24 protein-coding genes and 2 tRNA genes are annotated in these 25,667 nt (G+C 65.0%); 16 read left to right on the top strand and 10 right to left on the bottom strand.

Going from position 1 to position 25,667, the window contains the following annotated elements:
• Window positions 1-6: 6 nt before the first annotated feature.
• From mobA to C8K18_RS00855, 3 genes are all read left to right on the top strand, one after another.
• Window positions 7-645 (top strand): molybdenum cofactor guanylyltransferase MobA, encoded by a 639-nt coding sequence (gene mobA, locus C8K18_RS00865; RefSeq protein WP_107706437.1) that lies wholly within the window; start codon window positions 7-9, stop codon window positions 643-645.
• A gap of 62 nt (window positions 646-707) precedes the next feature.
• Window positions 708-2,012, top strand: a complete 1,305-nt coding sequence (glp, locus tag C8K18_RS00860) for a gephyrin-like molybdotransferase Glp (protein ID WP_107706436.1) — start codon at window positions 708-710, stop codon at window positions 2,010-2,012.
• Between the two features lie 88 nt (window positions 2,013-2,100).
• Window positions 2,101-2,376: a hypothetical protein gene (locus tag C8K18_RS00855; protein ID WP_006053283.1), complete on the top strand. Its 276-nt coding sequence runs from the start codon at window positions 2,101-2,103 to the stop codon at window positions 2,374-2,376.
• Window positions 2,377-2,483: 107 nt separating this feature from the next.
• On the opposite strand, the gene C8K18_RS00850 is transcribed toward C8K18_RS00855, so the two are convergent.
• The 5 genes from C8K18_RS00850 to pncB form a co-directional block, all read right to left on the bottom strand.
• Window positions 2,484-3,962: a DNA recombination protein RmuC gene (locus C8K18_RS00850; RefSeq protein ID WP_107706435.1), complete on the bottom strand. Its 1,479-nt coding sequence runs from the start codon at window positions 3,960-3,962 to the stop codon at window positions 2,484-2,486.
• Complete coding sequence (locus C8K18_RS00845) at window positions 3,959-4,948, bottom strand: D-glycerate dehydrogenase (RefSeq protein WP_053858565.1); 990 nt, start codon at window positions 4,946-4,948, stop codon at window positions 3,959-3,961. The genes C8K18_RS00850 and C8K18_RS00845 overlap by 4 nt, the downstream gene beginning before the upstream one ends.
• Window positions 4,949-5,002: 54 nt before the next feature.
• Window positions 5,003-6,433, bottom strand: a complete 1,431-nt coding sequence (locus C8K18_RS00840) for a sodium:proton antiporter (RefSeq protein WP_107706434.1) — start codon at window positions 6,431-6,433, stop codon at window positions 5,003-5,005.
• Between the two features lie 88 nt (window positions 6,434-6,521).
• Window positions 6,522-7,184 carry a lactate utilization protein C gene (locus tag C8K18_RS00835; RefSeq protein ID WP_006052864.1) on the bottom strand — a complete coding sequence of 221 codons (663 nt, stop codon included), beginning with the start codon at window positions 7,182-7,184 and terminating at the stop codon, window positions 6,522-6,524.
• A 150-nt stretch (window positions 7,185-7,334) separates the two neighbouring features.
• Window positions 7,335-8,531: a nicotinate phosphoribosyltransferase gene (pncB, locus tag C8K18_RS00830; RefSeq protein ID WP_006052863.1), complete on the bottom strand. Its 1,197-nt coding sequence runs from the start codon at window positions 8,529-8,531 to the stop codon at window positions 7,335-7,337.
• 294 nt (window positions 8,532-8,825) lie between these two features.
• Between pncB and fdxA the strand changes: the two genes are divergently transcribed.
• From fdxA to C8K18_RS00785, 8 genes are all read left to right on the top strand, one after another.
• Complete coding sequence (gene fdxA / locus C8K18_RS00820) at window positions 8,826-9,149, top strand: ferredoxin FdxA (RefSeq protein WP_006052862.1); 324 nt, start codon at window positions 8,826-8,828, stop codon at window positions 9,147-9,149.
• A gap of 114 nt (window positions 9,150-9,263) precedes the next feature.
• Window positions 9,264-9,339: transfer RNA gene (locus C8K18_RS00815), tRNA-Asn, on the top strand.
• A 62-nt stretch (window positions 9,340-9,401) separates the two neighbouring features.
• Window positions 9,402-9,477 (top strand) — tRNA-Asn (locus tag C8K18_RS00810).
• A gap of 151 nt (window positions 9,478-9,628) precedes the next feature.
• Window positions 9,629-10,141: a CreA family protein gene (locus tag C8K18_RS00805; protein WP_107706433.1), complete on the top strand. Its 513-nt coding sequence runs from the start codon at window positions 9,629-9,631 to the stop codon at window positions 10,139-10,141.
• 141 nt (window positions 10,142-10,282) lie between these two features.
• Window positions 10,283-11,113: an AraC family transcriptional regulator gene (locus C8K18_RS00800; protein ID WP_107706432.1), complete on the top strand. Its 831-nt coding sequence runs from the start codon at window positions 10,283-10,285 to the stop codon at window positions 11,111-11,113.
• 49 nt (window positions 11,114-11,162) lie between these two features.
• Entirely contained in the window at window positions 11,163-11,927 is a 765-nt protein-coding gene (locus C8K18_RS00795; protein WP_107706431.1) for an AzlC family ABC transporter permease, read from the top strand.
• Entirely contained in the window at window positions 11,924-12,253 is a 330-nt protein-coding gene (locus tag C8K18_RS00790; RefSeq protein ID WP_107706430.1) for an AzlD domain-containing protein, read from the top strand. The genes C8K18_RS00795 and C8K18_RS00790 overlap by 4 nt, the downstream gene beginning before the upstream one ends.
• Window positions 12,254-12,968: 715 nt before the next feature.
• Window positions 12,969-13,736 (top strand): DUF4088 family protein, encoded by a 768-nt coding sequence (locus C8K18_RS00785; RefSeq protein ID WP_006052857.1) that lies wholly within the window; start codon window positions 12,969-12,971, stop codon window positions 13,734-13,736.
• Window positions 13,737-14,158: 422 nt separating this feature from the next.
• On the opposite strand, the gene C8K18_RS00780 is transcribed toward C8K18_RS00785, so the two are convergent.
• The 3 genes from C8K18_RS00780 to C8K18_RS00770 form a co-directional block, all read right to left on the bottom strand.
• Complete coding sequence (locus C8K18_RS00780; RefSeq protein ID WP_107706429.1) at window positions 14,159-16,399, bottom strand: ATP-dependent helicase; 2,241 nt, start codon at window positions 16,397-16,399, stop codon at window positions 14,159-14,161.
• Window positions 16,400-16,604: 205 nt separating this feature from the next.
• Window positions 16,605-16,886, bottom strand: a complete 282-nt coding sequence (locus C8K18_RS00775) for a hypothetical protein (RefSeq protein WP_107706428.1) — start codon at window positions 16,884-16,886, stop codon at window positions 16,605-16,607.
• A gap of 108 nt (window positions 16,887-16,994) precedes the next feature.
• Window positions 16,995-17,474 carry a hypothetical protein gene (locus tag C8K18_RS00770; protein WP_107706427.1) on the bottom strand — a complete coding sequence of 160 codons (480 nt, stop codon included), beginning with the start codon at window positions 17,472-17,474 and terminating at the stop codon, window positions 16,995-16,997.
• Window positions 17,475-17,818: 344 nt separating this feature from the next.
• Between C8K18_RS00770 and C8K18_RS00765 the strand changes: the two genes are divergently transcribed.
• The 5 genes from C8K18_RS00765 (at window position 17,819) to fumC (ending at window position 24,414) form a co-directional block, all read left to right on the top strand.
• The gene (locus C8K18_RS00765) at window positions 17,819-18,037 is read left to right on the top strand and encodes an RNA-binding S4 domain-containing protein (RefSeq protein WP_006052853.1); all 219 of its coding nucleotides are present in this window, start codon (window positions 17,819-17,821) and stop codon (window positions 18,035-18,037) included.
• A 317-nt stretch (window positions 18,038-18,354) separates the two neighbouring features.
• Complete coding sequence (locus C8K18_RS00760) at window positions 18,355-19,764, top strand: MATE family efflux transporter (RefSeq protein ID WP_029967820.1); 1,410 nt, start codon at window positions 18,355-18,357, stop codon at window positions 19,762-19,764.
• A gap of 497 nt (window positions 19,765-20,261) precedes the next feature.
• Entirely contained in the window at window positions 20,262-21,221 is a 960-nt protein-coding gene (locus tag C8K18_RS00755; protein ID WP_107706426.1) for a bile acid:sodium symporter family protein, read from the top strand.
• Between the two features lie 160 nt (window positions 21,222-21,381).
• Window positions 21,382-22,998: a phospholipase D family protein gene (locus C8K18_RS00750; protein WP_107706786.1), complete on the top strand. Its 1,617-nt coding sequence runs from the start codon at window positions 21,382-21,384 to the stop codon at window positions 22,996-22,998.
• Between the two features lie 15 nt (window positions 22,999-23,013).
• The gene (fumC, locus tag C8K18_RS00745) at window positions 23,014-24,414 is read left to right on the top strand and encodes a class II fumarate hydratase (RefSeq protein ID WP_107706425.1); all 1,401 of its coding nucleotides are present in this window, start codon (window positions 23,014-23,016) and stop codon (window positions 24,412-24,414) included.
• Between the two features lie 184 nt (window positions 24,415-24,598).
• On the opposite strand, the gene C8K18_RS00740 is transcribed toward fumC, so the two are convergent.
• Both C8K18_RS00740 and C8K18_RS33165 read right to left on the bottom strand, forming a co-directional pair.
• Window positions 24,599-25,105 carry an acyl-CoA thioesterase gene (locus C8K18_RS00740; RefSeq protein WP_006052848.1) on the bottom strand — a complete coding sequence of 169 codons (507 nt, stop codon included), beginning with the start codon at window positions 25,103-25,105 and terminating at the stop codon, window positions 24,599-24,601.
• 269 nt (window positions 25,106-25,374) lie between these two features.
• Window positions 25,375-25,533, bottom strand: a complete 159-nt coding sequence (locus C8K18_RS33165; protein WP_165919784.1) for a hypothetical protein — start codon at window positions 25,531-25,533, stop codon at window positions 25,375-25,377.
• Between the last annotated feature and the right edge of the window lie 134 nt (window positions 25,534-25,667).

The following is a 25,667-nucleotide window of genomic DNA, read 5'->3' as shown; positions in this document are numbered from 1 at the left end:
CGGCGCATGGAGCCAACCCGGCGGCCGACACGCGAACGGATCACCGGCCTCGTGCTCGCGGGCGGGCGCGGCACCCGCATGGGCGGCGTCGACAAAGGCTTGCAGCCACTGCACGGCGAACCGCTCGCCGCGCATGTGTTGAAGCGCCTCGCGCCACAAACCGCCGCGCTGCTGATCAGCGCGAATCGTCACGCGGACATTTACGCCGCACTCGGCGCGCCGTTCGGCGCAACGATCGTCGCCGACACGCTGCCCGACTTTCCTGGCCCACTGGCCGGTTTGCTCGCCGGTTTGCGCGCGGCCGAAAGCGATTATCTGCTGAGCGCACCGTGTGACACGCCGTGGCTGCCCGTGGATCTGGGTGCACGGCTCACTGAAGCGCTCGAGTCGAGCGCGGCCGACATCGCCACCGTCACGACCTCGGACGCCGGCGGCAACGCATCACTCCACCCGGTCTTCGCGCTCCTGCGCACCCGTCTCGCCGACGACCTCGCGGATTTTCTCGAAGCCGGCGAGCGCAAGGTCCGCGCGTGGTACGCGCGCCACAAGACCGTGGAAGTCGCCTTTACCGACGAGCGCGCGTTTTACAATATCAATTCTTTACAAGAACTCGCCGACCTCGAGCGTCATCGGGGTCCCGGCTGAAATCCCGCTCCGCCGCACGGCAAGCGCCACGCCCGCCGCCGGCCGCGACGTCCCGCTTCTTCATGACCACGCAAAACGAATTTTCCCGCTGCGTCGCGCAGTACGATCCTCATGCGCTGCCTGTTTCGGCGGCTCAGGCGATTACTCGCGAGTGGGCCACGCCCGTCGCCGCGGTCGAACGCGTGGCATTGCGCGATGCACTCGACCGTGTGCTCGCCGCAGACATCGTCTCGCCGATCGACGTTCCCTCGCACGACAATTCCGCGATGGACGGCTATGCGTTCAATCGCGCCGCATTGACGAGCGGCGCGCCGTCCGTCGAACTCGCGGTGGTCGGCAAGGCTTTGGCGGGCCATCCGTTCGCGGGCCGCGTCGAAGCAACGGCGCAATGCGTGCGCGTGATGACGGGCGCCTGCATTCCGGACGGTTGCGATACGGTCGTGCCGCAGGAACTGGTCGAGCGCAGCGCCGATTCTGCGTCGATCCGTTTTGCAGCCGACGCCGTGCAGGCCGGCGCCAACCGGCGCCTGGCCGGCGAGGACCTCGCCCGCGGCCATGCGGCGTTGCGCGCGGGCCGCGTGATCCGCGCGTCCGATTTAGGCTTGCTGGCTTCGCTCGGCATCGGCGAAATCAATGTCCGGCGGCGTTTGCGCGTCGCGTTCTTTTCGACCGGCGACGAGTTGCGCTCGCTCGGCGAGCCGCTCAAAGCGGGCTCCGTGTACGACAGCAATCGCTACACGCTCTTTGCGATGCTGCGGCGCCTGAACGTGGACACGCTCGATCTCGGCGTGATCCGCGACGAACCCGCCGCGCTCGAAGCCGCGTTGCGCAGCGCCGCGGCGAGCGCGGACGTGGTGCTGACCTCGGGCGGCGTCTCGGTCGGCGAGGCGGATGTGACGAGGCGCTTGTTGCAAACATTCGGCGACGTCGCGTTCTGGAGTCTCGCCATGCGCCCCGGCCGCCCCCTCGCATTTGGCCGCATATGGTCCGGCGAGCGGCCGGGTGTCGGACTGCCTGCGTTATTCTTCGGTCTGCCGGGCAATCCGGTGGCCGTCATGGTGACGTTCTATCAGATCGTGCGCGAGGTTCTGCTGCTCATGTCGGGCGCCACGCCGCAGCCGCTGCCGGTGATCCACGCGGCAAGCCTGCGCTCGATCCGCAAGCGCCCCGGACGCACGGAGTTTCAGCGCGGCATCGCCGCCCAGCATGCAAACGGCCAATGGCAGGTCACGCCGACAGAGTCGCAAAGCTCGGGCGTGCTGAGTTCGATGAGCGAGGCGAATTGTTTCATCGTGCTCGGCCATGAAGACGGCGACGTTGCCGAGGGCGAGCGCGTCAGTATCATGCTGTTCCACGGCCTGATCTAACGGTTCGTCGAATATTCGCGATCCGGCGCTGTCATCACCGGCGCATTTGTTTTACCCATTACCACTACGACATGCGGGTTTGACTTACATGAAAAAACAGATCTCGTTCATTGCACCGGGACAAACGGCCAAAGCACTTATCCTCGTCTACCTGACGTTCTCCGTGCCTATCGTGCTGCTGGGCGTGCTGGTCGCGTTCGTGCGCTACGGTTCGGTCGAACTGAGCACGGTGTTCAGCGCGCTGCTGCTGAATGCGATTCTCGGCTTCATCCTGCTGTGGATCGCCTGCCACGCGTACAACTGGGTGGCGTCGCGCTTCGGCGGCATTGAAATCCAGTTGACCGACGCACCCGAAGAAGCATGACGCGCGCTGCGTTCCGCGTCACTGCTGCCGAGCCCGCGAGCGCGGGCCCGGTCGGGCAGCAGGCGCGGACCGCCGATGTCCACGCGCGGCGTCAGCTTCTTGTTACCTCACTGCTCATCGGGCTCGATGCCCGGCACTGCACCGCCGCCTATCAAACCATTCGCCTCCTCGCCGGGTAGCGCCTCCACGTCGCGCAGCTTGCGGTTCATGACGCGAGTGCGCGTCTCCGCCGCTTCGATGGAACGCGTGACCGTTTCGAGCTGCGCCTTCGTCCTCGCGAGCACATCGCCGAATTTGCCGAACTCCGTCTTGACCGCGCCGAGCACCTGCCACACCTCGCTCGAGCGCCGTTCGATGGCAAGCGTGCGGAAACCCATTTGCAAGCTGTTGAGCAGCGCGGTCAGCGTGGTGGGACCGGCAATCGTCACGCGATACTCGCGTTGCAGCAGATCCGAGAGCCCCGGCCGACGCAGCACTTCGGCGTACAAACCTTCGGTCGGCAGGAACAGCAGCGCGAAGTCGGTGGTGTGCGGCGGCGACACGTACTTCTCGGCGATGCTGCGTGCCTCCGCGCGAATCCGTGCTTCGAGCGCGCGCGATGCTTCTTCTACCGCGAGCGGGTCGGCTCTTTCCTGCGCGTCGATCAGGCGTTCGTAGTCTTCGCGCGGGAATTTTGCGTCGATTGGCAGCCACACCGGCGCCGCCGCGCCGCCCACAGCACCGGCCGCGCCCGCCACGCCCGCTTCTACCCGCCCCGGCAAGCGAATCGCGAACTCCACACGATCCGCGCTTTTCGGCACCGTCGCCACGTTCTTCGCGTACTGATCTGCGGTGAGCAGTTGCTCCAGCAATGCCTCGAGCTGCACTTCGCCCCAGGTGCCACGCGTCTTGACGTTCGTCAGCACCTTTTTCAGATCGCCGACGCCGGCCGCGAGCGTCTGCATTTCGCCCAGGCCGCGATGCACCTGCTCGAGCCGATCGGACACGAGCTTGAACGATTCGCCCAGGCGTTGTTCGAGCGTGGCGTGCAGTTTTTCGTCGACGGTGCGGCGCATTTCTTCCAGCTTGCTCGCGTTGTTCGCCTCGATGTCCTTCAGCCGCTGCTCGATGGTCGCGCGAACTTCGGCGAAGCGCCGGTCGCTCGCCTCGGTGAGGCGCCCGAGTTGCAGGCTGAGCGTATCGCCGAACTGTTTGAGCGAGCGCCCCTGTTCATCGCGCGCCTGTTGCGCCTGCTGTTGCAGACTGTGACGCACCGCGTCGAGCTGTTGCGCGAATCCGTCGATCTTGCCGCCCTGCACCGTCGTCATGCTGCTGAATTGCGCGGCCAGCGTCTGCTGGAAATGCGCAAAGCCGCTGCTCTGCTCAGTGCGCGAAACGCGCGCGGTCTCCGTGATGTCGTTGCGCAATTGCCGCTCGAGGCGCTCATACGCGTGCGCCTGCGCATCGGCTGCCGCGTCGATGCGTTCGTTCAGCAGGTCGAACTGTTCCTGTTCGCCGGCGCGGCCCCGGCCGCGCATCAGCAACGCCAAAGCAAGCACAAGAGCGACCGCCAGCACCGCGACGGCCGCGACCAGAATCATCGTCATGCACGCGCCCGGCCGATGACTTCGGCATTGATCGGATTAGGCGGCTGACCCGCGCGCGGACCTTCGCCAAGACCGGCGATCAGGTTGTCCGCGGCGAGATTGGCCATCGAGCGGCGCGTCGCTTCCGTCGCGCTCGCGATATGCGGCGTCAACACGATGTTCGGCACTGTGAGCAGGTCCGGGTTCAGATTCGGCTCGCCTTCGAACACATCGAGACCGGCTGCGGCGATCTGCTTTGCACGCAGCGCCTGAACGAGCGCCGCGTCGTCGACGATGCCGCCGCGCGCGATATTCGTCAGCGTCGCGGTCGGCTTCATGAGCGCGAGTTCGGCCGCACCGATCGTGTGATGGTTTTCCTGCGTGTACGGCAAAACGAGCACGACATGATCGGCGCGCCGCAACAGGTCCTGCTTCGACACATATTCGGCGTTCAGTTCGGCTTCGATTTCCGGCGCGACGCGCGAACGGTTGTGATAGATCACCTGCATGTTGAAGCCGCGCGCACGCCGCGCGAGCGCCTGACCGATACGGCCCATGCCGATCACGCCCAGCGTCGAGCCGTGGATGTCGCCGCCGAGAAAGCCGTCATATGACCACTTCTGCCACTTGCCCGCGCGCAGCCAGTGCTCCGATTCGGCAATGCGCCTGGCCGCGGCCATCATCAGCGCCCAGCCGAAGTCGGCGGTCGATTCGTTCAGCACGTCCGGCGTGTTCGTGCCGAGCACGTTCGCCGCGTTGAACGCGGCCATGTCGAAGTTGTTGTAGCCCACCGCCATATTCGACACCACGCGCAGACGCGGCGCGGCCGCGAGAACGTCGGCGCCGATCGGGTCGCCGGCAGTCAACGCGCCGTCCTTGTCGGCGAGGCGGCGCTTGAGTTCTTCCGCCGGCAGCACGTCGCCCTGATTCCAGTCGACGTCGAAATACTGTTGAAGCCGTTCGATCACGTCAGGAAAAATCGGACGGGCGACGAGTATCTTCTGCATTGCAATTCTCCGTGTAGCGAATCGAGTAAGACGGCCTCGGCAGCAGGCCCGGTGTCAGAAAAACAGCCAGCCGGTGACGAGAAAAAGCGGCAACAACACCGCGCCTGACCAGCCGAGATAAGCGAAAAAGCTCGGCATGCGCACACCGCGCGACTCCGCGATGGACTTCACCATGAAGTTCGGCGCGTTGCCGATATAACTGTTCGCGCCCATGAAGACCGCGCCCGCCGAGATCGCGGCCAGCGTCGTCGCGCCGGTGGTCATCAGCGACTGTGCGTCGCCGCCGGCCAGGTTGAAAAACACGAGATAGGTGGGCGCGTTGTCGAGAAACGAAGATAGCAGGCCCGTCGCCCAGAAGTACATCGCGTCGTGCGGCTGGCCTGCGGAATCGTTGACCAGATGCACGATGCCGGCAAACGCGCCGGCTTCGCCCGCACGCAGCATCGTGATAACCGGCGCAATCGTCACGAAGATGCCGGCAAAGAGCTTGGCGACCTCTTCGATCGGCGCCCAGTTGAAGTCGTTGCCTGCGCGAGCCGCACGGGGCGTCCACATAATCGAAAGCACCGTGACGCCGATGAGCGCGACATCGCGCACCACGTTCTGCAAGGCCACATGCGTGCCGAACACGTCGAAGCTCACGCCCGGCTTCCATAGCCCGCTCATCAGGACGAGGCCGACCACCGCGCCGAGCAGCACAAAATTGATCTTGCCGTCGATCCCGAGCCGAGGCGAATCCGGCGTCGGATCGAGGAAGAGCGAGCGCTCCTCTTCCCGTCGATGGAAATAATACGAGTCGAGACAATAGAACGCGACGAGCAGCACGGCGCACACGAACAGCATCGGCAACGCGAGATGCGTGGTGGTCCAGAAGAAGTCGACACCTTGCAGGAAGCCGAGGAACAGCGGCGGATCGCCCAGCGGCGACAAAGAGCCGCCGGCATTCGCCACCAGAAAGATGAAGAACACGACGACGTGAACGACGTGCCGCCGATTATCGTTCGCGCGCAGCAACGGTCGGATCAGCAGCATGGCCGCGCCGGTCGTGCCCATCACGCTCGCGAGCAAGGTGCCGAGCGCGAGGATCGTCACGTTCAGCCGCGGCGTGCCGTGCAGATTGCCGCGCACGCAAATACCGCCCGCGACCGTGTAGAGCGCGGTAAGCAGCACGATGAACGGAATGTACTCTTCGAGTAACGCATGCATGAGCGTGGCGAAGGCAACGTCTGCGCCGAATGCGAACGCGAACGGCACCAAAAACGCGAGCGCCCACGCCGCCGCGATCTTGCCGAAATGGTGATGCCAGAAAGCCGGCGCGACGAGCGGAAAGACGGCAATGGAAAGCAGCACGCCGGCGAACGGCAATCCCCATAGCGCGGAAAGCGTTGCGCCATCCAATGTCGCGGCGCACGCAAGTTGAGGCCAGCTCATTAACGTCAATGCAGCAGCGAGCACCATGCTCGCCGGAGCGGCACGTCTAGTCATATGCAACAGATTCCCTGGTTCTTTTGAAATGGCAACTGACGGCGCAAGCCGGCGTACATCGGCGAACGAATAGACGCCGCCGCGGCACTCAGGCGCCGAGTACGACGATCACGTGCACCCGATAGGGCCCGTGCGCGCCCAGCACGATGGTCTGTTCGATATCGCCGGTGCGTGAAGGCCCCGAAACGAAGTTGACCGCACGCGGCAGTTCGCCCCGCTCGCTACGAATCAGCGCGAACGCTTCTTCATGTCCCGCCACGATGCGCGAAGCCGGCACGATGGCAATGTGCGTTTCGGGAAGCAGGCCGGCCGACGCATAAGTCTCGGGCCCTGACAGCAGCACGAGTGAGCCGGTTTCGGCAGTGGCGCAAAAGCAGCCGGTGAGACCGACCACGTCGCCGTCTTTCGGCTTGCGAAATTCGACGGTGAGGCCCGCGTCGCTCCAGCGCAGATCCTGCAGCGTCTGCCACGCGATCGCCTGCAACGGCAATGCATGTTCGACCAGATAGCGATGTGCGGCGATCGGCACGTCGCTCAGCGACTCAACCGTGTCGATCGTGGTGGACAATTTCTGCGCTTCTTCGATGAAGCGCGCGGTGAGATCCGCAGGCATGTCGGGGCGCGGACCCGGCGGATGGCGCGCGAGATAATCCGCCGCGGCCTCGCGTTCGGACGCGGACGGCTCGGGCTCACGGCCTTGCGCCGCGCGGATGCGCGCCAGGATATTGCGGCGGGCGATCGATGTGTCCATATGCGAAAGTCCTCGATAGTCCTCGTGTGCATGGCCATGCGAGATGCGGGGCGTGCATGCGAGGAATTATACCGGCCACCCTCCGCGCGAACACCCTGGCCGAACGGCATAGGAACACATCGGACACGCGACAAACGCGCTACAAACCCGCTACTTCGCGGGCTCTTCCTCGGGCTGCGCGATGCCGAAAACCTGCCGCAGATACGCGAGATACGCCTTGTCGTCGCACATATTCTTGCCCGGCGAATCCGACAGTTTCGCCACCGGCTGCCCATTGCAACGGACCATCTTGATGACGATCTGCAGCGGGTTATAGCCGAGGTCGTTGGTCAGATTGGTGCCCACGCCGAACGCGAGCTTGCACCGTCCGCGGAAGCGCTCGTAGAGTTGCAGCACTTTGGGAATGTCGAGCGCGTCGGAGAACACGAGGATCTTCGTGCGCGGATCGCAACGGTTCGCTTCATAGTGCTGGAGCAGGCGCTCGCCCCAATCGAACGGATCGCCGGAGTCGTGACGCGCGCCGTCGAACAGCTTGCAGAAGTACATGTCGAAGTCGCGCAAAAACGCCTGCATGCCGTACACGTCCGACAGCGCGATACCCAGGTCGCCACGATATTCCTTCGCCCACATTTCGAAGCCGAAGATCTGCGAATCGCGCAGCCTCGGACCCAGCGCCTGGCATGCCTGCAGGTACTCGTGCGCCATCGTGCCGAGCGGCGTGAGGCTGTGCTTCATCGCGTAAAAGACGTTGCTCGTGCCGGCGAACTGCTCGCCGAGACCGTCCTTCAACGTGAGGATCACTTCTTCGTGCCATTGCTTCGAGAAGCGGCGGCGCGTGCCGTAGTCGGCGATCTTGCAGTCGGCGAATTCCGGCCGCGCGCCGAGAAGTTTCATCTTCTCGACGAGACGTCCGCGACCTTCGCTGTAGTCCGGTTCCTGTTGCGTGTTGCGGAAATAGACTTCGTTGACGATCGCGAGCATCGGAATCTCGAACAGGATCGTGTGCAGCCACGGACCCTTGATCTCGATGTCGATCTCGCCGTTGTTCTTCGGCGAAGGCTCGATCGAAATGTACTTCTCGTTCAGATGAAAGAGCGCGAGAAACTCGATGAAATCGCCCTTGATGAAACGCATGCGCCGCAGGTAGTCGAGCTCTTCGTCGGTAAAGCGCAGCTTGCAGAGCTTGCGCACTTCCGCGCGTATTTCGCCGATGTACGGCACGAGGTCGACGTTCGGCGTGCGGCAACGAAAGCGGTACTCGACGTTGGCCGCGGGAAAATGATGCAGGACCACCTGCATCATCGTGAACTTGTACAGATCGGTGTCGAGCAGCGAAGTAATAATCATGATGGTGCGAACGGGACTGCGAAGTACGGGAGGCGTGACTCAACCCATGCATACGGCGCGCCTCGTGCGCACCGGCTTGACGCATGTTACCCGAATGCGCCGGCCTTCAGGCTCCCGGCCGCGGCCCGCGCGGCGCCGCTTGCCGTCGGCGGGATACTGTTTTCGGACGCAATAAACTAATCACGAAAACATATAAAAGGCGTTGTGTGATGCCGCATGCGCCTCTTGACGTTACGTTACAATAGCGCTTTTGGCGTTTGCGCCTTTCTGATTCCGCATGCAGGAGCTGCCTGAATGACTCACGTTGTGACCGAAAGCTGCATCAAGTGCCGCTATACCGACTGCGTCGATGTGTGCCCGGTGGACTGCTTTCGCGAAGGTCCCAACTTCCTCGCGATCGACCCCGATGAATGCATCGACTGCGCTGTGTGCGTGGCCGAGTGCCCGGTGAACGCCATTTACGCCGAGGAAGACGTGCCGGGCGACCAGCAAAACTTCATCGAGTTGAATGCCGATCTCGCCAAGAACTGGCCGAGCATCACCAAGACGAAGGCCCCGCTGCCGGAAGCCGACGAGTTCAAGGACGTCAAGGAAAAGCTCGCGCTGCTGGTGCGCTGAGCGTTGCGGCGCTGTCGGTACGCGGCCGTTTCAGCCAAATCGAGATGAACGCGAAGTATTGACAGGTGCGAAAGCTGCTCCTACAATTCCGTTTCTCTGCTGTTGTTGTTCTGTTCCTCGATAGCTCAGTCGGTAGAGCGCCGGACTGTTAATCCGTAGGTCCCTGGTTCGAGCCCAGGTCGAGGAGCCAAGAATTGCAAAAGCCCGTTAACCAAGACGGGCTTTTTTATGTAGATCAAGTTGTACTGCTGTTCCTCGATAGCTCAGTCGGTAGAGCGCCGGACTGTTAATCCGTAGGTCCCTGGTTCGAGCCCAGGTCGAGGAGCCAAAATTCGAAGGCCCGCATCCATGCGGGCCTTTTTGTTTTGCCGATGGCTTTGGCCATCCATCGTCGCGCGAACGACGCGGCGGTATACGATGACGGCTTCGCAGCGCATCACCGCGCTGCCCAACGAACCCTATCATCAGTCGGCAATCTCATGAAATTCATCTCGTTGCGCACCGCGCCTGCGGCCGCGTTTGCGGTCGCACTTACAACTGCGTTTGCACTGGCCTCCACCGTGCTCGTGCCGTTTGCGCACGCCGAGGAAGTCGGCAGCGTCAATACGAACTTTCGCATCACCGGCTCGGATCGCGTGGTCGTCGAGGCTTATGACGATCCTCTCGTGCAAGGTGTGACCTGCTACGTATCGCGCGCGCGGACGGGCGGCGTCAAGGGCACGCTCGGCATCGCCGAAGATCCCACGGAGGCGTCCATCGCCTGCCGCCAGGTCGGTGCGATCCATTTCAGCGGACCGCTCAAGCAGCAAGCCGATGTGTTCTCCGTCAGCATGTCGCTGATCTTCAAGGCGCTGCATGTCGTGCGTGTGGTCGACACGAAACGCAACGCGCTCGTCTATCTCACGTACAGCGACCGCGTGGTGAGCGGCAGCGCGAAAAACAGCGTGAGCGCCGTGCCCATGCCGGCCGGCACGACCATTCCGCTCAAGTGAGCCCGCAGCGGCGAGACAACGCGCGACATAGCAGCACATAACCAGCGTCCTACGAAAAAGTGCAGCATGCGCATAGCCGGAAGGCGCATGCCGCCGACCGCTTGCCCGCGCTAAACTGAGTGGCTGAATGAAAGCCATGCCATGACCGCCGCTCATCGTTTTCGCAACTCCGCCCGTTACTGGCGCACGCCGCTTCTGCCCGGCGCGGACCTGCTCACGGCCGAATACCACGATCACGAATTCGCGCCGCATTGGCACGACGCGTACACGATCCCGGTGATCGTCGCGGGCGCGGAAGGCTACCGGTATCGCGGCTCGGACTACGTTGCCGAAGCGGGCGGCGTGCCGATCATCAACCCCGGCGAGTTGCACACGGGCTCGAAGGCGGTGGAGGCCGGCTGGCGGTATCGCGTGATGTATGCGCCCGTGCAGTTCATCCACGAACTCGCCGACGAAGTCGCCGGCAAGCCGCAGCCGCTGCCGTGGTTCACGCCCGGCGTGATCCGCGATCCTGATCTCGCCGCGCGGCTCGCGAACGCGCATTGTCTGCTCGAAAACGGCACCGACGCGCTCGCCGCGGAAGCCGCGATGCTCGACGCGCTGTCCACCTTGCTCGTGCGCTACGCGCAGACACAGCCGGAGTCCTCGCGCGTCGCCGCCGACGACGCCCGCGTCGCGACGATGAAAGAGCGTCTGACAGGCGATCTTCTCGAACCGGTTACGCTCGCCGAGATCGCGCAGGCCGCGGGGCTCTCGCCGTTTCACGCGGCGCGGCTCTTTAACCGCGCCACTGGCCTCCCGCCTCACGCGTGGCGCAACCAGGTGCGGCTGCAACGCGCGCTTGCGCCGCTGCGCGCGGGCGTTCCCGTCACCGATGTAGCCGCCGCCAGCGGCTTTACCGACCAGAGCCATTTCACGCGGCACTTCCGGCGCATGTTCGGCGTGCCGCCCGGACGCTGGCAGGGAGCGTGACGATCGCTCGTCCGCAAGAACGTACAAGTGCGGCCGCGCCTCGCCCGCTATGCTTCCCGGCTCAAGGAGGCAAGTCTTGACCCGCTCGAACCATCTCAAGGAATTCACCGCCGGCGCACGCGACATCATCCCGATGATGATCGGCGCAGCGCCCTTCGGTGTCATTTACGGCACGCTCGTCGCGTCCGGCCCGCTGCAGTTGTGGCACGGCCAGTTGATGTCGCTCGTCGTATTCGCCGGCTCCGCGCAGTTCATTGCACTCGGGCTGATCGCCGGTCACGCGAGTTTTGCCGTGATCTGGGCGACGACGCTCGTCGTCAATCTGCGGCACGTGCTGTACAGCGCGACACTCGCGCCGCATGTCGCGCATCTGCCGGCGCGCTGGCGCTGGGCGCTCGGCGCGCTTCTCACCGACGAGGTCTTCGCGGTCGCCTGGGAGCACTATCGCCACCGTGAGCCGGGCACCGTGGGACCGCACTACTTCTTCGGCGCGGGTCTCGCGATGTATCTGAACTGGCAGTGCTGGACGGTCGCCGGTCTGCTGTTCGGCGCGGCGTTTCCGGGCCTGCAATCGCTCGGGCTCGACTTCGCGATGGTCGCGACGTTTATCGCGATCGTCGTGCCTCAGTTGGTCGCGCTGCGTTACATCGCGGCCGCGGCCACCGCGGGCACGCTGGCTTTCCTGTGGCAGGCGTGGCCGTACAAGCTCGGCCTGCTCGCCGCGGTGTTCGCGGGCGTGGTCGTCGGCGTTCTGCTGTCGACGCCGGGGCTTCGTTCGCGGCGCTCGCGCCGTTCCGCGGAGGCGTCGCGATGAACTACGTCGTCCTGATACTTGGCATGGCGCTGATCACCTGGGTGATCCGCGCGGCCGTCTTCGTGCTCGGCGACCGGCTGGTGTTTCCGCCGCTGGTGCGCACTGCCCTCGGCTTCGTGCCGGTCACCGTGCTGACAGCGATCATCGTGCCGATGGCCGTCTCGCCGCATGGCGCCGACGCCGGCGCCGAGTTGACCTGGCGCAATCCGCAACTGGTCGGCGCGCTGGCCGCCGTGGCGGCGAGCGCGCTGACGCGGCGCCCGCTGGTCACCATCGCGATTGGGCTGACGGTGTTTTTTGTGTGGCAATGCGTGGTGCTGAGGTAGTGACTTGGGCGGCGCCCTGGTGAGTGCCTACTCACGTGGGAAGCGGCGCTGGTGGCGGTTGCGCCCGTCGCATTGCCAATGGCTGCGGCGGCCGGCCGCCGCAAACGCCTGCGCGTCTGCTCGCCTGACGCGTTGCCCGCCGCCGCTAACGCCCGGTCGTTCGCTCACCCGACGCATTGCCCGTCGCCTACGCGTGCTCGTCCACTCGCCGGATCCAGTGCCCACCGCCGCCTACACCCGCTCGTCCGCGCGCCGGACGCATAGTCAGCTGCCGCCGCCCGCTCGTCCACTCACCCGACGCATTGCCCGCCGCCTACGCGTTCTCGTCCACTCGCCCGATGCAGTGCCCACCGCCGCCTACGCCCGCTCGTCCGCGCGCCGGATGCATAATCCACCGCCACCAACGCCCCCGCTCGTCCCGCTCGCCGGACGCATTGGCCGCCGTCGCCGCCGCCCGCTCCTCAGCATCCTCGCCGCATCCCGCCACCAAAGGACGCCTCCAGCGCCCGCGCGCTACCCGATAAAACCCTTAAGTTTCCCGTCAATCCGCCGATAAGCAGTCGAGGTCCGCTCGTCGGGATACGGGATACGTCCCGCCAACGACGCGGCAACAGGCAGGAATCAAGCGCGTGGCCATCGCGCGTCGAATCTCCGGGTCCGCTTGCGACCGGAGCACACGACGAGGCCGCGCGGCAGGACCAAACGGGATAGACACATGGGTCAAATCACCCTCACGCTCAAAGACGAGACCATCGCGACGCTGCGCAAGGATTTCGAGGCTTTTCTGCGCGTATCGCTGAAGCTCGATCCGCAGTTCGCGACGCCGTCGTTCGAGGACTTTTTGCGCGCCAAGCTGCTCGACAACATGGTGCCGCTGACCGAACACGCGGTTCAGCGGATGTTGCAGGGCGGCCAGTATGCATGGGCGAAACGCACGCTGGACAAGGAGTTTCCGGACGTCGTCGCGATTCTGATGCAGCAGGCGGGCGAGTTCGGCTTCGGCTTCGCGGCACGCTCGGAATGGACGCCGGAAGAACTCGCCAAGCAGTGCCGCGACTGGGCGGCGGCCATCGTCAAGGAAGCCGAAGGCGACGCCGTGCTGGTCGACCCGCTCGCCGCGCAGATCAAGGGCGCCGTGCAGGACATCCAGGCGCTCGAGGAAGTCATGCAGACGCCGGCATGGCGGCTCGTCGAATCGCTGCGTCAGCGTGTGTACGAGGCGAAGGTCGCGTGCGAAACGAACGTGGGCAGCACGGCGCGCGAAAAGCTCGGCGAACTGCGCGGGCTGTTGCGCCTCGGCATTTCGCACGGCTCGTTCCAGAAACAGGAAGCGCAGCAGATCATGGAATATTTGCGCCTGCTGAAACCGGAAATCTTCGTCGAAGAACCGTACGACGTGTTCTCGCGGATGGCGGCATGGTTGCGCAACTTTTTCGTTCCGCCGCGTCCGACGCCTCAGCAGCAGCAACGTCAGTCGCGGTAAGCGTGGTGAGCGCTTAGCCGCTTTCCGGGCAATTTGTGGCTGCGGTCTTTGGCGCGGTGGTTTTTGGCGCGGTGGTCTTGGCGCTGTGGTCCTTGGGCGCTGTGGTCTTGGCGCTGTGGTCTTGGCGCTGTGGTCTTGGCGCTGTGGTCTTGGCGCGGTGGTCTTGGCGCGGTGGCCTTGGCGCGGTGGCCTTTGGGCGCGGTGGCCTTTGGGCGCTGCGGCCTTTGGCGCTGCGGTCTTTGGCGCTGCGGTCTTTGGCCGCGGTGGCCGCCTCGCGTGGCTGCTTCCGGGGCATTGGGGCGCTGCGGCCTCTGGTCACCTTGCTCGCCCCCGCCGCGCCGCTAGCGCCCCGCCGCACCGACCCCACTTGTCTCGCCGATGACTGCTCCGGCAAGCCGCCAGCAACCGGCTATAACCGGCTCTCAATCCCACATCTTCCTCAGCCTCGCCCCAATCTCGATCTTCGCCTGCGCCGCCGCGGCCAGCCCGGCGGCTGTCGGCGCGCTCGCCACCGGCACGCGCGGCCACGCATAAGCGTCGAACAAGGGCATCAGATGCGCGGGAATGAAGCGCGTGCGCGACGCCCACACATGGCGGTCGCCGAGATGCGTCTGGTTGTGCACGTAAAAGCGCTGCGGCACGACGATATGCAGATCTTCCTTCGCGCGCGTCATCGCCACGTAGAGCAGACGGCGCTCCTCGTCGATTTCGTCTTCGCTGCCCGTGCCGAGGTCGGATGGAATGCAGCCGTCGACGCCATTTAGCACGAACACGTTGCGCCACTCCTGCCCCTTCGCCGAATGGATGGTGGACAGGATCAGATAGTCCTCGTCGATGAGCGGCACGCCGGATTCGTCGCTGGTCGCGTCGGGCGGATCGAGCGTCAGTTCGGTCAGAAAGCGTTCGCGCGACGCATACGTGCCCGCGATGCTTTCCATCTGCAGCACGTCGGCATGGCGGATTGCGGCGTCTTCGTGATTGCGCGCGAGGTGCGGCTCGTACCAGCGCCGCACCATCTCGAACTCGGCGGGCCACGGTGTCTGCCGCCCGTACACGCTCGACATCAACTTGACGAACGGATGCCAGTCCTCCTGCGCGCGGGGCGGCGGCGCGAACGCCGCGAGCACGTTGGCCGCCGAGTTGGCCAGACTCTCGGCCACAGTCCCGGCCGGATTGCCGACACCGCCGCCAGCACCCCCGCCGACAGCGACACCGGCGCCGGCACGAGCGACGATCTCGTCCAGCACCTTGGCGGCGGTGGCCGGCCCCACGCCCGGCAGCAGTTGCACGACGCGGAAGCCGGCCACGCGATCGCGCGGATTCTCGGCCCAGCGCAGCACGGCAAGCACGTCCTTCACATGCACCGAATCGAGAAACTTGAGTCCGCCGAACTTGACGAACGGAATGTTGCGCCGCGTGAGCTCGATCTCGAGCGCGGCGCTGTGATGCGCGGCGCGAAACAGCACCGCCTGCGATTTCAGCTTCATGCCTTGCTCGCGCGCTTCGAGCACCTGTTCGACGACGTAGCGCGCCTGGTCGGCCTCGTCGGCGACGGTCACGAGACGCGGGCGTTGCGCCGATGCCTTATCGGTCCACAAGTTCTTCGTGTAGCGCTCGCTGGCCAGTTCGATCACGGCATTGGACGCGGCGAGAATCGGCTGCGTCGAACGGTAATTGCGCTCGAGCGTGATCTGCGTGGCGGGCGGATCAAATTGCGCCGGAAAGTCGAGAATGTTGCGCACGGTCGCGCCGCGAAACGAGTAGATCGACTGGGCGTCGTCGCCGACCACGGTCAGGCCGCGGCCGTCGGGCTTCAGCGCGAGCAGGATGGAGGCCTGCAGGCGGTTGGTGTCCTGATACTCGTCGACGAGCACATGATCGAAGCGCGCCGACAGATCGGCGGCAATGGCCGGCTCGGCGGCCATGTGCGACCAGTAGAGCAGCAGATCGTCGTAATCGAGCACGCTTTGCTTCTGTTTGGCGTCGACATAAGCGGCGAACAGCATGCGCAAATCCGCCTCCCATTCGCGGCACCACGGAAACGCGCTGTCCAGAACCTGGCCGAGCGACGCGCCCGTGTTCACCACGCGCGAATATATCGCGAAGCAGGTGCTCTTGGCCGGAAAGCGCCGTTCTTTCGCCGACAGCCCGAGTTCATGACGCACCAGGTTCATCAGGTCGGCGGAATCCTCACGGTCGTTGATCGTGAAGGCCGGCGCAAGGCCGATCAGCTCCGCATATTCGCGCAACAGCCGCGCGCCGACGCTATGGAAGGTGCCCGCCCACGTCAGCCCTTGCGCGAGCGCGGCGCGCGTACCGAGCGCCGCGGTGGCGATGCGCGTGACGCGGCGAGTCATTTCGAGCGCCGCGCGGCGCGAGAACGTGAGCAGCAGAATCCGCCGGGGATCAGCGCCTTTCACCATCAGATTCGCGACGCGATGCGCGAGCGTGTTGGTCTTGCCGGAACCCGCGCCCGCGATCACCAGCAACGCGCCGGGCGGTGCGTGCGGCGTATCCGCGCCGTATTCGACGGCCTCGCGCTGCGCGTCGTTGAGCTTCGCGAGCCAGGCGGCGGCGTCGGATGGCGGAGATTCGGCGACGGAAAGCACGTTTTTTGGCAGGCGTTGAATGGATCGGGAAGGCGACGCACACTGTATATCCATACAACCCTGGCGCACAAGCGCCCTTTTTTTCGCGGACGGCCGCGGGCGTTGCAGGCAGACTCAGCGCGGGACGCGTGGCGCCGTATGGCGTCGGCGGCCAGCAAGCCCGAGTCAGAAAACACAACGGCCCGTTCGCTTCACGCTGAACGGGCCGTGATAGACCAGCAAGCCTTCCGGCTCCTTCATCGCGCCGAGAGCCAGAACCCTACTGCTTCTTGGCATCCTTCAAATTGGCCTCGGCATTAGCCTTGTCGGCGTCGGCTTGCGCCTCGGTCTTTTCCTTGTTGGCCTTGGCTTGCGCGACAGCCGCCTTCTTGTCCGCCTTCGACTGCTCCTTCGCCGCCTTCTTGTCCGCATGCGTGACCGGCGCGGCGGTCGGATCGCTAGCCTGGGCGAAAGCCACCGACGACAGACAGCCCGCGATCATCAGCGCGCAAAGCCGGCCAGCGGCGGATTTCATCGACTTCGTAGATTGAGTGCTGTTCATGCGATACCTCCTTGCCAAATCTAAATCTCATGGGCCCGGGCGAGAGCGCGTCGCGCCCGGGCGCAAGTCCGACGTGCCGGGCGCATCGCGCCCCGACGCGACCGGCGATTAATGCTTGACCTCGCCGCCGTCGGTCTGCGCGCCGGCCTGGCCCTGCATGTTCATCTTCATTTCGTTGCTGGCGGCCTGCTTGTCCGCCTTCATGTTGATCTTCGCGTCGCGCACCTGCTCGGTGTACTCGGACTTGGCGGCCTTCTGCTGCTGCTTCAGTTCGGCCTTCGATGCCTTCTTCGACGCGCGGTATTCCGCGCTCGCCTTCGCGTTCGCTTCGCGCTTCTGGACGAGCGGATCGGCCGAGCCCGGCGCCGTCAGACGCATCGGCGGCGGCGTGACCGGCTGCACGCCCTGCGCGGCGGGCGCTGCCGGCGCGACATCGGCGCCCGGCGTCTGTGCCTGAAGTTGCGCTTGCGTATTCACGCCCGCGGCCGGCTGGATCGGCTGAACGGGTTGGCTGGTCTGCGCCACAGCCGCGGTGGCGGCAAAGGCGGTCATGGCGGTACCGATCAGTAGCGTACGAATCTGGGTCATGGCGATTTCCTCTTCAGGTTGTCGTGATGTGAGCCGTCCGGCGCCGCGTCGGCGGCGCTTTGCAGGACGCCTCCCGGTCTGCTCACAGCCGAACAAATTTTCGGCAAGCTTTGCTGCTGAGACCCACTTTACGAGTGAAGTCGTTTCGTGGCGACCGGTGTTACGCGACGTTTCACTTTCTGACAAGCGCATAACATCTGCTTGCATTTGCTTGCGATGCGCTCGCCGACGCGCGGCCGGCATCCGCAATGACGCGGGCAAACGCACTGGCAAACACAGCGCGCCTTCTTCAGGGCAAGCTTGTGGCTTATGATGCGAACCCCTCGCCTGAAGGTGCAACGCCCATGCCCAACCTCGATTTCACGCTCACCGGCGACTACGTCGAACTCCACAATCTGCTGAAGATTACGGGACTCGCGGACAGCGGCGGCCAGGCCAAACTGATGGTCGCCGACGGCGCGGTGACCGTCGACGGCCGCGTCGAAACGCGTAAAACGTGCAAGATCCGCGCGGGTCAGGTGGTGCTGCTCGGCGACACGCGAATCGCCGTCCATGAGGCGTGACGCGGGCGCTGCGCCGGACCACGAGATTCCGCAGCCGGCTCGCGCACCAAAAACGTGCGTTCTCCATCGACAGTTCAGCGGCCACACAATAAGCTGTTGGTTTTGCCAGACACGCGCATGGACCGACGTCGTCGGCTTCGGAACTCGTGGCTGCACGCGCCATCGCGGCGAACGCGCCAGCTTTTAGCCGCCGCCGCGTCCCCCGCTTGCCCGCGCCTCGTGCGCCGGCCGCTACGCCGTGCGTAAGCCGCGCCGTCCGCAAGCTAATGCCGCTGTCGCCCAACGCGCTGTCCCGATCCGCTCAATACGCACGCTCCATGACCCAATCCGGCTTCACCCGGTCCGCCGCCCCGCCGCCGACTTTCTCGCGCCACGCCGCCGACACCGCGCGGCTCGCCGCGCCGCTCGCGATCGCGCAACTGTCGCAAATGGCGATGGCCGTCACCGACACCATCCTGCTCGGCTCACTCGGCCCCGACGCGCTCGCGGCCGGCGGCCTCGGCGCGAATCTCTTCTTCGTCGTGGTGACGCTGCTGCAGGGCGTGCTGACGTCCGTCAGCGTGAGCGTCTCGCATGCGCGCGGCGCGCAGGACGAAAGCCGCGTGCCGCACATCTACTGGACGGGTTTCGTGCTGTCGGTGCTGCTGTCGGTGCCGGCGTTCGCGCTGCTGTCGTTCGCCACGCCGATCCTGCTCGCGTTCGGCGAGCCCGCGCTGCTCGCGCACAACGTCGGCGAATATGCGGCGGTGCTGCGCTGGGGCGCGCTCGGCAGCCTGATCGGCGTGGGTCTGATGCGCTCGTTTTTGCCGGCGATTGGCGCGGCGCGGCGGCTCCTGTGGGTATCGCTCGTGAGCGTCGGCGTGAACGGCGTCCTGAACTACGGGCTGATTCACGGCGCGTACGGCCTGCCGCGGCTCGGTTTTCTTGGCTCGGCCGCCGCGACGTCGATCACCGTCTGGCTGACCGCCCTCGTGCTGATGGCACTGTTGCACCTGCGGCCGCGCTATCGCCACTTCGTCGTCGCAACGCGCCCCAATGTGCCGCTGATGGGCGAGCTGTTCGGCATCGGCTGGCCTGTCGCGATCACTTATGGCGTGGAGTCGACGCTCTTTCTCGCGACCGGCCTGATGGTCGGCCTGCTCGGCGAATCGCAACTGGCCGCGCACCAGATCGCGCTGAACGTCGCGTCGGTGGCGTTCATGGTGCCGCTCGCGATCGGCCAGGCGGCCAATGTGCGCGTCGGCTTCTGGTCCGGCGCGGGGCAGCCGCTGGCCGCGCGCCACGCGGGCTTCGTCGCGCTCGCGCTCGGCGTCGGCTTCATGACGCTGTCGGGCATCGTGCTGATCGCGGCGCCGCACTGGATCGTCGGGCTCTACCTGCATCTCGACGATCCGGCGAATGCCGCGACCGTCGCGCTCGCGAGTTCGCTGCTCGGCGTGGCCGCTATTTTTCAAATCGTCGACGGCATGCAGACAGTCGGTTCCGGTTGCCTGCGCGGTCTGAAAGACACCCGCATACCGATGATCGCCGCGGCCTTCGGTTACTGGGTGATCGGCTTTCCGACCGGCTATACGCTCGCGTTTCACTTCGGACTCGGCGCGCGCGGTTTGTGGTGGGGACTCGCGGCCGGGCTCGCGAGCGTCGCGCTGCTGATGACGCTGCGCTTTCACAAGCTGAGCTTGCGGCGCGTGCCGGCGAAGGATGCGCCGCCTGCTGCATCGGTGTGAAAGCGGCAGGACCAGGCGGGTCTGCGGGAATGAGCGCGCGGAAATAAGCGCGAGTACGGTGGCGGCAAATTTCGTGCGGCGAGGCGCTACTTCGTGCTGCCTCGCGGAACACCCACTTTCGTTGCACGCGCAACGAAGCGTCCGGCAGCCTTTGCGCGGCAACGGTAAAATGCGCGTTCGTTCCGAGCGACGCGAACCCGCGTCCATCCGACGAAAAAACGCGGCCGCGCTCCTCACAAAGGACCGCGCCGCCGGCAGGTCCGCCATCCGCTGACGCACTGCCTTTCTCCTGCAAGAGACGAACAGCGCAACCGGCGCGACACACACGCTGCGGGTAAGCGGCTCGCACGCGGCCGATCCGATCCGCGACGGCACCGCCGCTTCGCAGAACCATCGCCGCGCGCCGCGCCAATAGCGCTTAATACGGCATTACTAGAGACCCGCGCTTTTCGCCAGTCGCTTCTCACGAAAAAATACCCAACCAAGGACCTCGCCTCATGCTTGCCCGCATCACCCGTCTCTTTCCACTCTGGGCCGTGCTCGTTTCGGTTGCCGCCTATTCGTCGCCGGCATCGTTTTCCGGCATCGCGCCGCACGTCACCACACTCCTCACCATCATCATGCTGGCGATGGGCGTCACGCTCTCCGTCGCCGATTTCCAGCGCGTCTTCACGCGGCCCGCGCCGGTGATCGCAGGCATCGTGCTGCATTACCTCGTGATGCCGCTTGCCGCCTGGGCGATCGCGAAGGCGTTGCGCATGCCGCCCGACCTGACGGCGGGCATGGTGCTGGTCGGCAGCGTCGCGAGCGGCACGGCGTCAAACGTGATGATCTATCTCGCGCGCGGCGACGTCGCGCTGTCGGTAACGATCAGCGCGTTGTCCACGCTGGTCGGCGTGTTCGCGACGCCGCTCCTCACGCGCCTTTATGTGGACGCGTCGATCGCGGTCGACGTGCACGGCATGCTGATGAGCATCCTGCAGATCGTCGCGTTGCCGATCGTCGTCGGCCTCGCGGTGAATCATCTGTTCAACAAGACGGTGCGCAAAGTGGAACCCGTGCTGCCGCTCGTGTCGATGGTCGCGATTCTGCTGATCATCGGCGCGGTGGTGGGCGGCACGCAAAAGAGCATTGCGTCCGTCGGCCTCGTCGTGATGTTCGGCGTCGTGCTGCACAACGGCATCGGTCTGCTCGGCGGTTATTGGGGCGGCCGTCTGCTCGGTTTCGACGAAGCCGTCTGCCGCACGCTCGCCATCGAAGTCGGCATGCAGAACTCGGGCCTCGCCGCGACGCTCGGCAAGCTGTATTTCACGCCGATCGCCGCGTTGCCGGGCGCCTTGTTCTCGGTGTGGCACAACCTCTCGGGCTCGCTGCTCGCGGGCTTCTGGGCAGGGCGTCCGGCGAAAGGCTCGACCCATGCCAACGACGAACGCGCGGTGAATCCCGGACGCGTCTAAGCACGCCCATCTCGTGCCGCCGCCAACAGTCCGGCGGCCCGATTCCCCTTAGAATGGTTTTCTCGGCGGCGCGTGTGAAGACACTGCGCCGCCGCACGAAAAGCCTGAACAACAAAGAGGAAAGAGCGTGCAGTTGCCTACACAACAAAAGCAGACCGCGATGCAGCGCAAGCGTGCAATCAGTTCTGCGAGACATTTCTTCCTGCTGTGTTGCGCATCGGCATTTCTGACCGCGTGCGCGACGAGGCCGCCCGCCACCGCGTTCGACCGTCCGGTCACTCACGCGCTGCCTGCCACCGAGAACACGCCGCTTCGCGCAGCGCTCGCGCCGCTTGAAGCCGCTCATCCGGACGAGTCGGGTTTTCGCGTGCTATCGAGCGGCACCGACGCGTTGCAGATGCGCATTGCGCTCGCCCGCGCGGCGACCAAGACGCTCGACATGCAGTACTACATCGCCAACGAGGACACCACCGGCAAGCTGCTGCTCGGCGCGGCGCTCTATGCGGCGGATCACGGCGTGCGCGTACGCATGCTGGTCGACGACCTGAATTTCAAGGACATCGACCGCATCATGGCGGGCCTCAATTCCCACAGCAACATCGAGATTCGCGTCTTCAATCCGTTCGGCAGCGCGCGCGAAGGGGTGTTCGAGCGCACCACGAATCTCTTCACGCAGATCGGCCATTTCACGCGCCGCATGCACAACAAGGCGATGATCGCGGATAACCAGTTGGCGATTGTCGGCGGCCGCAATCTCGGCGACGAATACTTCAGCGCGAGCGAGGTGCTGCAGTTCCGCGACATCGACGTGCTCGCCGCCGGTCCGATCACCGCCGATGTCTCTGCGAGCTTCGACGACTACTGGAACAGCAGTCTCGCGTATCCGTTGCGTGTGCTGAACAAGCAGAAGTTCGACGCAAAGGAACTCGACCAGACGCGCGACGATCTTCGCCAGCACTGGCGCACCAACGCCGATCCATACAACGCAAAGCCGCTGAATGCGACGCCGCTCGCCGCGCAGATTTCCAGCAGGCAACTCGGCCTGACGTGGGCGCACGCCGAGTTCAAGGCGGATGAGCCGGAGAAGATCGAGAACCCGTCGCCGGACTACGTGAGTCCGCCGCTGAAGCGGCTCGGCGAACTGATCAAGGACGCGCACAAGGATTTCCTGATCGTGTCGCCCTACTTCGTTCCGCACGAGGCGGGCGTCAAGGCGCTCAGCGAACTGACGCAGCGCGGCGTGCGCGTAGCAATCCTGACGAATTCACTCGCCGCCACCGACGCGGTCGCGGTGCAAGCCGGCTACAGTCCGTTTCGCGTGCCGCTGCTCAAGCAGGGCGTCGAGCTATATGAGTTCCGACCGCGCCAGGAAACGCCGGCCGCGGGTTTCGCGGGCTCGCGTTCGCGCGCGAGTCTGCATGCGAAGACTTTTATGATCGACCGGCGCATTCTGGTGATCGGTTCAATGAACCTCGATCCGCGCTCGGCGAATCTGAACACCGAACTCGCGCTCGTGATCCACAGTCCGCAACTGGCGGCGCAGGTGGCTGACATCTTCGACCGCGCGATCGAACCGCAACAAAGCTATCGCGTGACGCTCGCCGACGACGCGCAGCTCGCCTATCTCCGCTCGATCGGCGCGCCGCTGTCGCCGCTCGTCTGGACCGATGTGGAGAACGGCGTGCGGCGTACGTATATTTTCGACCCGCAGGCAGGGTTATACCGGAATGCGCTAACCGGGCTATTCTCCTTATTGCCGGTCAACGCAGAACTTTAAAAGCGGAGCTGAACCATGACTGAAGACGTACGAATGGAGCGCGACACGTTCGGTGAAATCGCCGTGCCGAACGCCCGTCTATGGGGCGCGCAAACGCAGCGCTCGCTGCAGAATTTCCGCATTTCCACCGAGAAGCAATCGCCCGAACTGATCACCGCGCTCGCCGTGATCAAGCGCGCCGCCGCCGAGGTGAACCTGGGCCTCGGCGTGCTCGACGAAAGCAAGGCGCGCGCGATCATGCAGGCGGCGGATGAGATCATCGACGGCAAGCATCCGGAAGAGTTTCCGCTCGCCGTCTGGCAGACCGGCTCCGGCACGCAGACCAACATGAACCTCAACGAAGTGATCGCGAATCGCGCGAGCGAGCTGCTCGGCGGCGAGCGCGGCGAGGCGCGCAAGGTTCATCCGAACGACGACGTGAATCGCGGGCAATCGTCGAACGACGTGTTTCCGACTGCGATGCACGTGGCCGCCGCGCATGGCATCGTCAAACATCTCGTGCCCGCTTTGAAGACGCTGCGCGATACGCTCGACGGCAAAGCGCGCGCGTTCGCCGACATCGTCAAGATCGGCCGCACGCACTTGCAGGACGCGACGCCGCTCACGCTCGGCCAGGAGTTTTCAGGTTACGTCGCGCAGCTTGACCAGGGCATTCGCCACGTCGAATCGGCGTTGCCGCATCTGTACGAACTCGCGCAGGGCGGCACCGCGGTCGGCACCGGCCTTAACGCGCATCCGCAGTTCGCGCAGAAGGTGGCGGCGGAGATCGCGAAGCTCACCGGCGTGCCCTTCGTCACCGCACCCAACAAATTCGAAGTGATGGCGGCCGCCGATGCACTCGTCTTCGCGCACGGCGCGCTGAAGACGGTGGCCGCGAGCCTGAACAAGATCGCGAACGACATCCGCTGGCTCGCGAGCGGTCCGCGCTGCGGCCTCGGCGAACTGTCGATTCCCGAGAACGAACCGGGCAGCTCCATCATGCCGGGCAAGGTCAATCCGACGCAGTCCGAAGCATTGACGATGCTGTGCGCGCAGGTGTTCGGCAACGACGTCGCGGTGAACGTCGGCGGCGCGAGCGGCAACTTCGAACTGAACGTATTCCGGCCGATGATTGCGCACAACGTACTGCAATCCATTCGCCTGCTGACGGACGGCGCGCGCAGTTTCAACGAGAACTGTGCGGTTGGCATCGAGCCGAATCGCGAGCGGATCGACACGCTGCTCAACGAATCGCTGATGCTCGTGACGGCGCTCAATCCGCACATCGGTTACGACAAGGCCGCGCAGATCGCGAAGAAGGCGCACAAGGAAGGCACCACGCTGAAAGCCGCGGCGCTCGCGCTCGGTCATGTCACCGAGCAGCAGTTCGACGAATGGGTGCGGCCGGGAGATATGGTCGGGCATTCGGCGCCGTAGGGACGCCTCGACGCCTCGGGCGGTTGTTGGGCGGCTCGTGGTGAGTCGCCCGGTTTGCCCGGTTTGCCCGGTTTGCCCGGTTTGCCCGCTTTGATTTTCGGTCTGGAAACGTGGGTTCGGTACGTGAGGTGCGTGCGCTTGTGGCTCGCACCGCTTTGAAGTCGGCGCCCGTAACCCTCGTTGTTCAGATCTTGCCCTGCGCCACTTCTTCGGGCTTCAGTTCGACGATCGCGTCGAGCGCTTCCTTCACATCCATTGCGTATCTCGCGAGGCGCTTCTGCTCGTCGGTTTCCGGTACGAACGACGGCACCTGCACCGGGCTGCCGTTCTCGTTGACCGCGACCATCACGACGAGACAGTCCGTGGTTTGCAGCAGCTCCCCGCCCTTCGGATCGCCCGCCTGCACCGACACGTGGATGTGCATGCTGGTGCGTCCCGTCGCCACGACCCGCGCGCGCAATTCGACGAGGTTGCCGACCAGAATCGGCCGACGAAAACGAATGTTGCCGACGCTCACCGTCACGCAATAACGCCCCGACCAGACGGCCGCGCACGCATAGGCGGTTTCGTCGATCCATTTCATCAGCGCGCCGCCGTGCACCTTGCCGCCGAAGTTGACCGAACTCGGTTCGGCGAGAAAACGGAAGGTGGTTTCGGAACGGTCCAGCGGCGCTGCAGGATGGCTGCTCATCTTGACTCCGGTCAATCGGATGCATTGAAAGGAGGCGATTATACGAGCGCAATATTGACGGCGCGCCAATTTGTCGGATCGGCTGGTGAGGCGATAGGTGGACGAGGTGGTGCCTGTTTGGGCGGCGGCTGGCCTTGTTGAGCGCTTAAGGTCGACGACGATGGCGACGGGTGCGGCCGCGCGCGGCGCGGCGACGCGTGCCAGAGACTTCTTCGACACGGAATTTCCACGATTCGATGCGGCGGGTCTCGGCGCGCGAGCGCGGCGGTTCAGAGCGTTTCGAGGCGCGCGCTGTCCGCGACAATCGCACCGCTCGCCGCCAACGACGGCGCTGCTGCCGCCGACAGGAACCGCTCCCGATAATCGAGCGGCAGCACGCCGAAGCGGTGCGGCGACGCGTGGCGCGGATTTTGACGTCGAATTTCCACTACTCGATGCGCGGGTTCTCCGCGCGAGCATCGCGGTTCAGAGCGTTTCGAGGCGCCCGCTGTCCGCGGCAACCACGCCGCTCGCCGCCGACGACGGCGCTGCTGCCGCCGACATAAACCGCTCGCGATAATCG

Source organism: Paraburkholderia sp. GV068 (assembly GCF_003058125.1).
Lineage (GTDB): Bacteria > Pseudomonadota > Gammaproteobacteria > Burkholderiales > Burkholderiaceae > Paraburkholderia > Paraburkholderia graminis.
Note: the sequence above shows the minus strand (reverse complement) of the source record. Positions and strands in the feature narration are given on the sequence as shown.

Excerpts from the sequence above, each read along its gene's own strand:
- mobA (WP_107706437.1), top strand. The coding sequence starts at position 7 with ATGGAGCCAACCCGGCGGCCGACACGCGAACGGATCACCGGCCTCGTG.
- glp (WP_107706436.1), top strand. The coding sequence starts at position 708 with ATGACCACGCAAAACGAATTTTCCCGCTGCGTCGCGCAGTACGATCCT.
- C8K18_RS00855 (WP_006053283.1), top strand. The coding sequence starts at position 2,101 with ATGAAAAAACAGATCTCGTTCATTGCACCGGGACAAACGGCCAAAGCA.
- C8K18_RS00850 (WP_107706435.1), bottom strand. The coding sequence starts at position 3,962 with ATGACGATGATTCTGGTCGCGGCCGTCGCGGTGCTGGCGGTCGCTCTT.
- C8K18_RS00845 (WP_053858565.1), bottom strand. The coding sequence starts at position 4,948 with ATGCAGAAGATACTCGTCGCCCGTCCGATTTTTCCTGACGTGATCGAA.
- C8K18_RS00840 (WP_107706434.1), bottom strand. The coding sequence starts at position 6,433 with ATGACTAGACGTGCCGCTCCGGCGAGCATGGTGCTCGCTGCTGCATTG.
- C8K18_RS00835 (WP_006052864.1), bottom strand. The coding sequence starts at position 7,184 with ATGGACACATCGATCGCCCGCCGCAATATCCTGGCGCGCATCCGCGCG.
- pncB (WP_006052863.1), bottom strand. The coding sequence starts at position 8,531 with ATGATTATTACTTCGCTGCTCGACACCGATCTGTACAAGTTCACGATG.
- fdxA (WP_006052862.1), top strand. The coding sequence starts at position 8,826 with ATGACTCACGTTGTGACCGAAAGCTGCATCAAGTGCCGCTATACCGAC.
- C8K18_RS00805 (WP_107706433.1), top strand. The coding sequence starts at position 9,629 with ATGAAATTCATCTCGTTGCGCACCGCGCCTGCGGCCGCGTTTGCGGTC.
- C8K18_RS00800 (WP_107706432.1), top strand. The coding sequence starts at position 10,283 with ATGACCGCCGCTCATCGTTTTCGCAACTCCGCCCGTTACTGGCGCACG.
- C8K18_RS00795 (WP_107706431.1), top strand. The coding sequence starts at position 11,163 with ATGCTTCCCGGCTCAAGGAGGCAAGTCTTGACCCGCTCGAACCATCTC.
- C8K18_RS00790 (WP_107706430.1), top strand. The coding sequence starts at position 11,924 with ATGAACTACGTCGTCCTGATACTTGGCATGGCGCTGATCACCTGGGTG.
- C8K18_RS00785 (WP_006052857.1), top strand. The coding sequence starts at position 12,969 with ATGGGTCAAATCACCCTCACGCTCAAAGACGAGACCATCGCGACGCTG.
- C8K18_RS00780 (WP_107706429.1), bottom strand. The coding sequence starts at position 16,399 with ATGGATATACAGTGTGCGTCGCCTTCCCGATCCATTCAACGCCTGCCA.
- C8K18_RS00775 (WP_107706428.1), bottom strand. The coding sequence starts at position 16,886 with ATGAACAGCACTCAATCTACGAAGTCGATGAAATCCGCCGCTGGCCGG.
- C8K18_RS00770 (WP_107706427.1), bottom strand. The coding sequence starts at position 17,474 with ATGACCCAGATTCGTACGCTACTGATCGGTACCGCCATGACCGCCTTT.
- C8K18_RS00765 (WP_006052853.1), top strand. The coding sequence starts at position 17,819 with ATGCCCAACCTCGATTTCACGCTCACCGGCGACTACGTCGAACTCCAC.
- C8K18_RS00760 (WP_029967820.1), top strand. The coding sequence starts at position 18,355 with ATGACCCAATCCGGCTTCACCCGGTCCGCCGCCCCGCCGCCGACTTTC.
- C8K18_RS00755 (WP_107706426.1), top strand. The coding sequence starts at position 20,262 with ATGCTTGCCCGCATCACCCGTCTCTTTCCACTCTGGGCCGTGCTCGTT.
- C8K18_RS00750 (WP_107706786.1), top strand. The coding sequence starts at position 21,382 with ATGCAGCGCAAGCGTGCAATCAGTTCTGCGAGACATTTCTTCCTGCTG.
- fumC (WP_107706425.1), top strand. The coding sequence starts at position 23,014 with ATGACTGAAGACGTACGAATGGAGCGCGACACGTTCGGTGAAATCGCC.
- C8K18_RS00740 (WP_006052848.1), bottom strand. The coding sequence starts at position 25,105 with ATGAGCAGCCATCCTGCAGCGCCGCTGGACCGTTCCGAAACCACCTTC.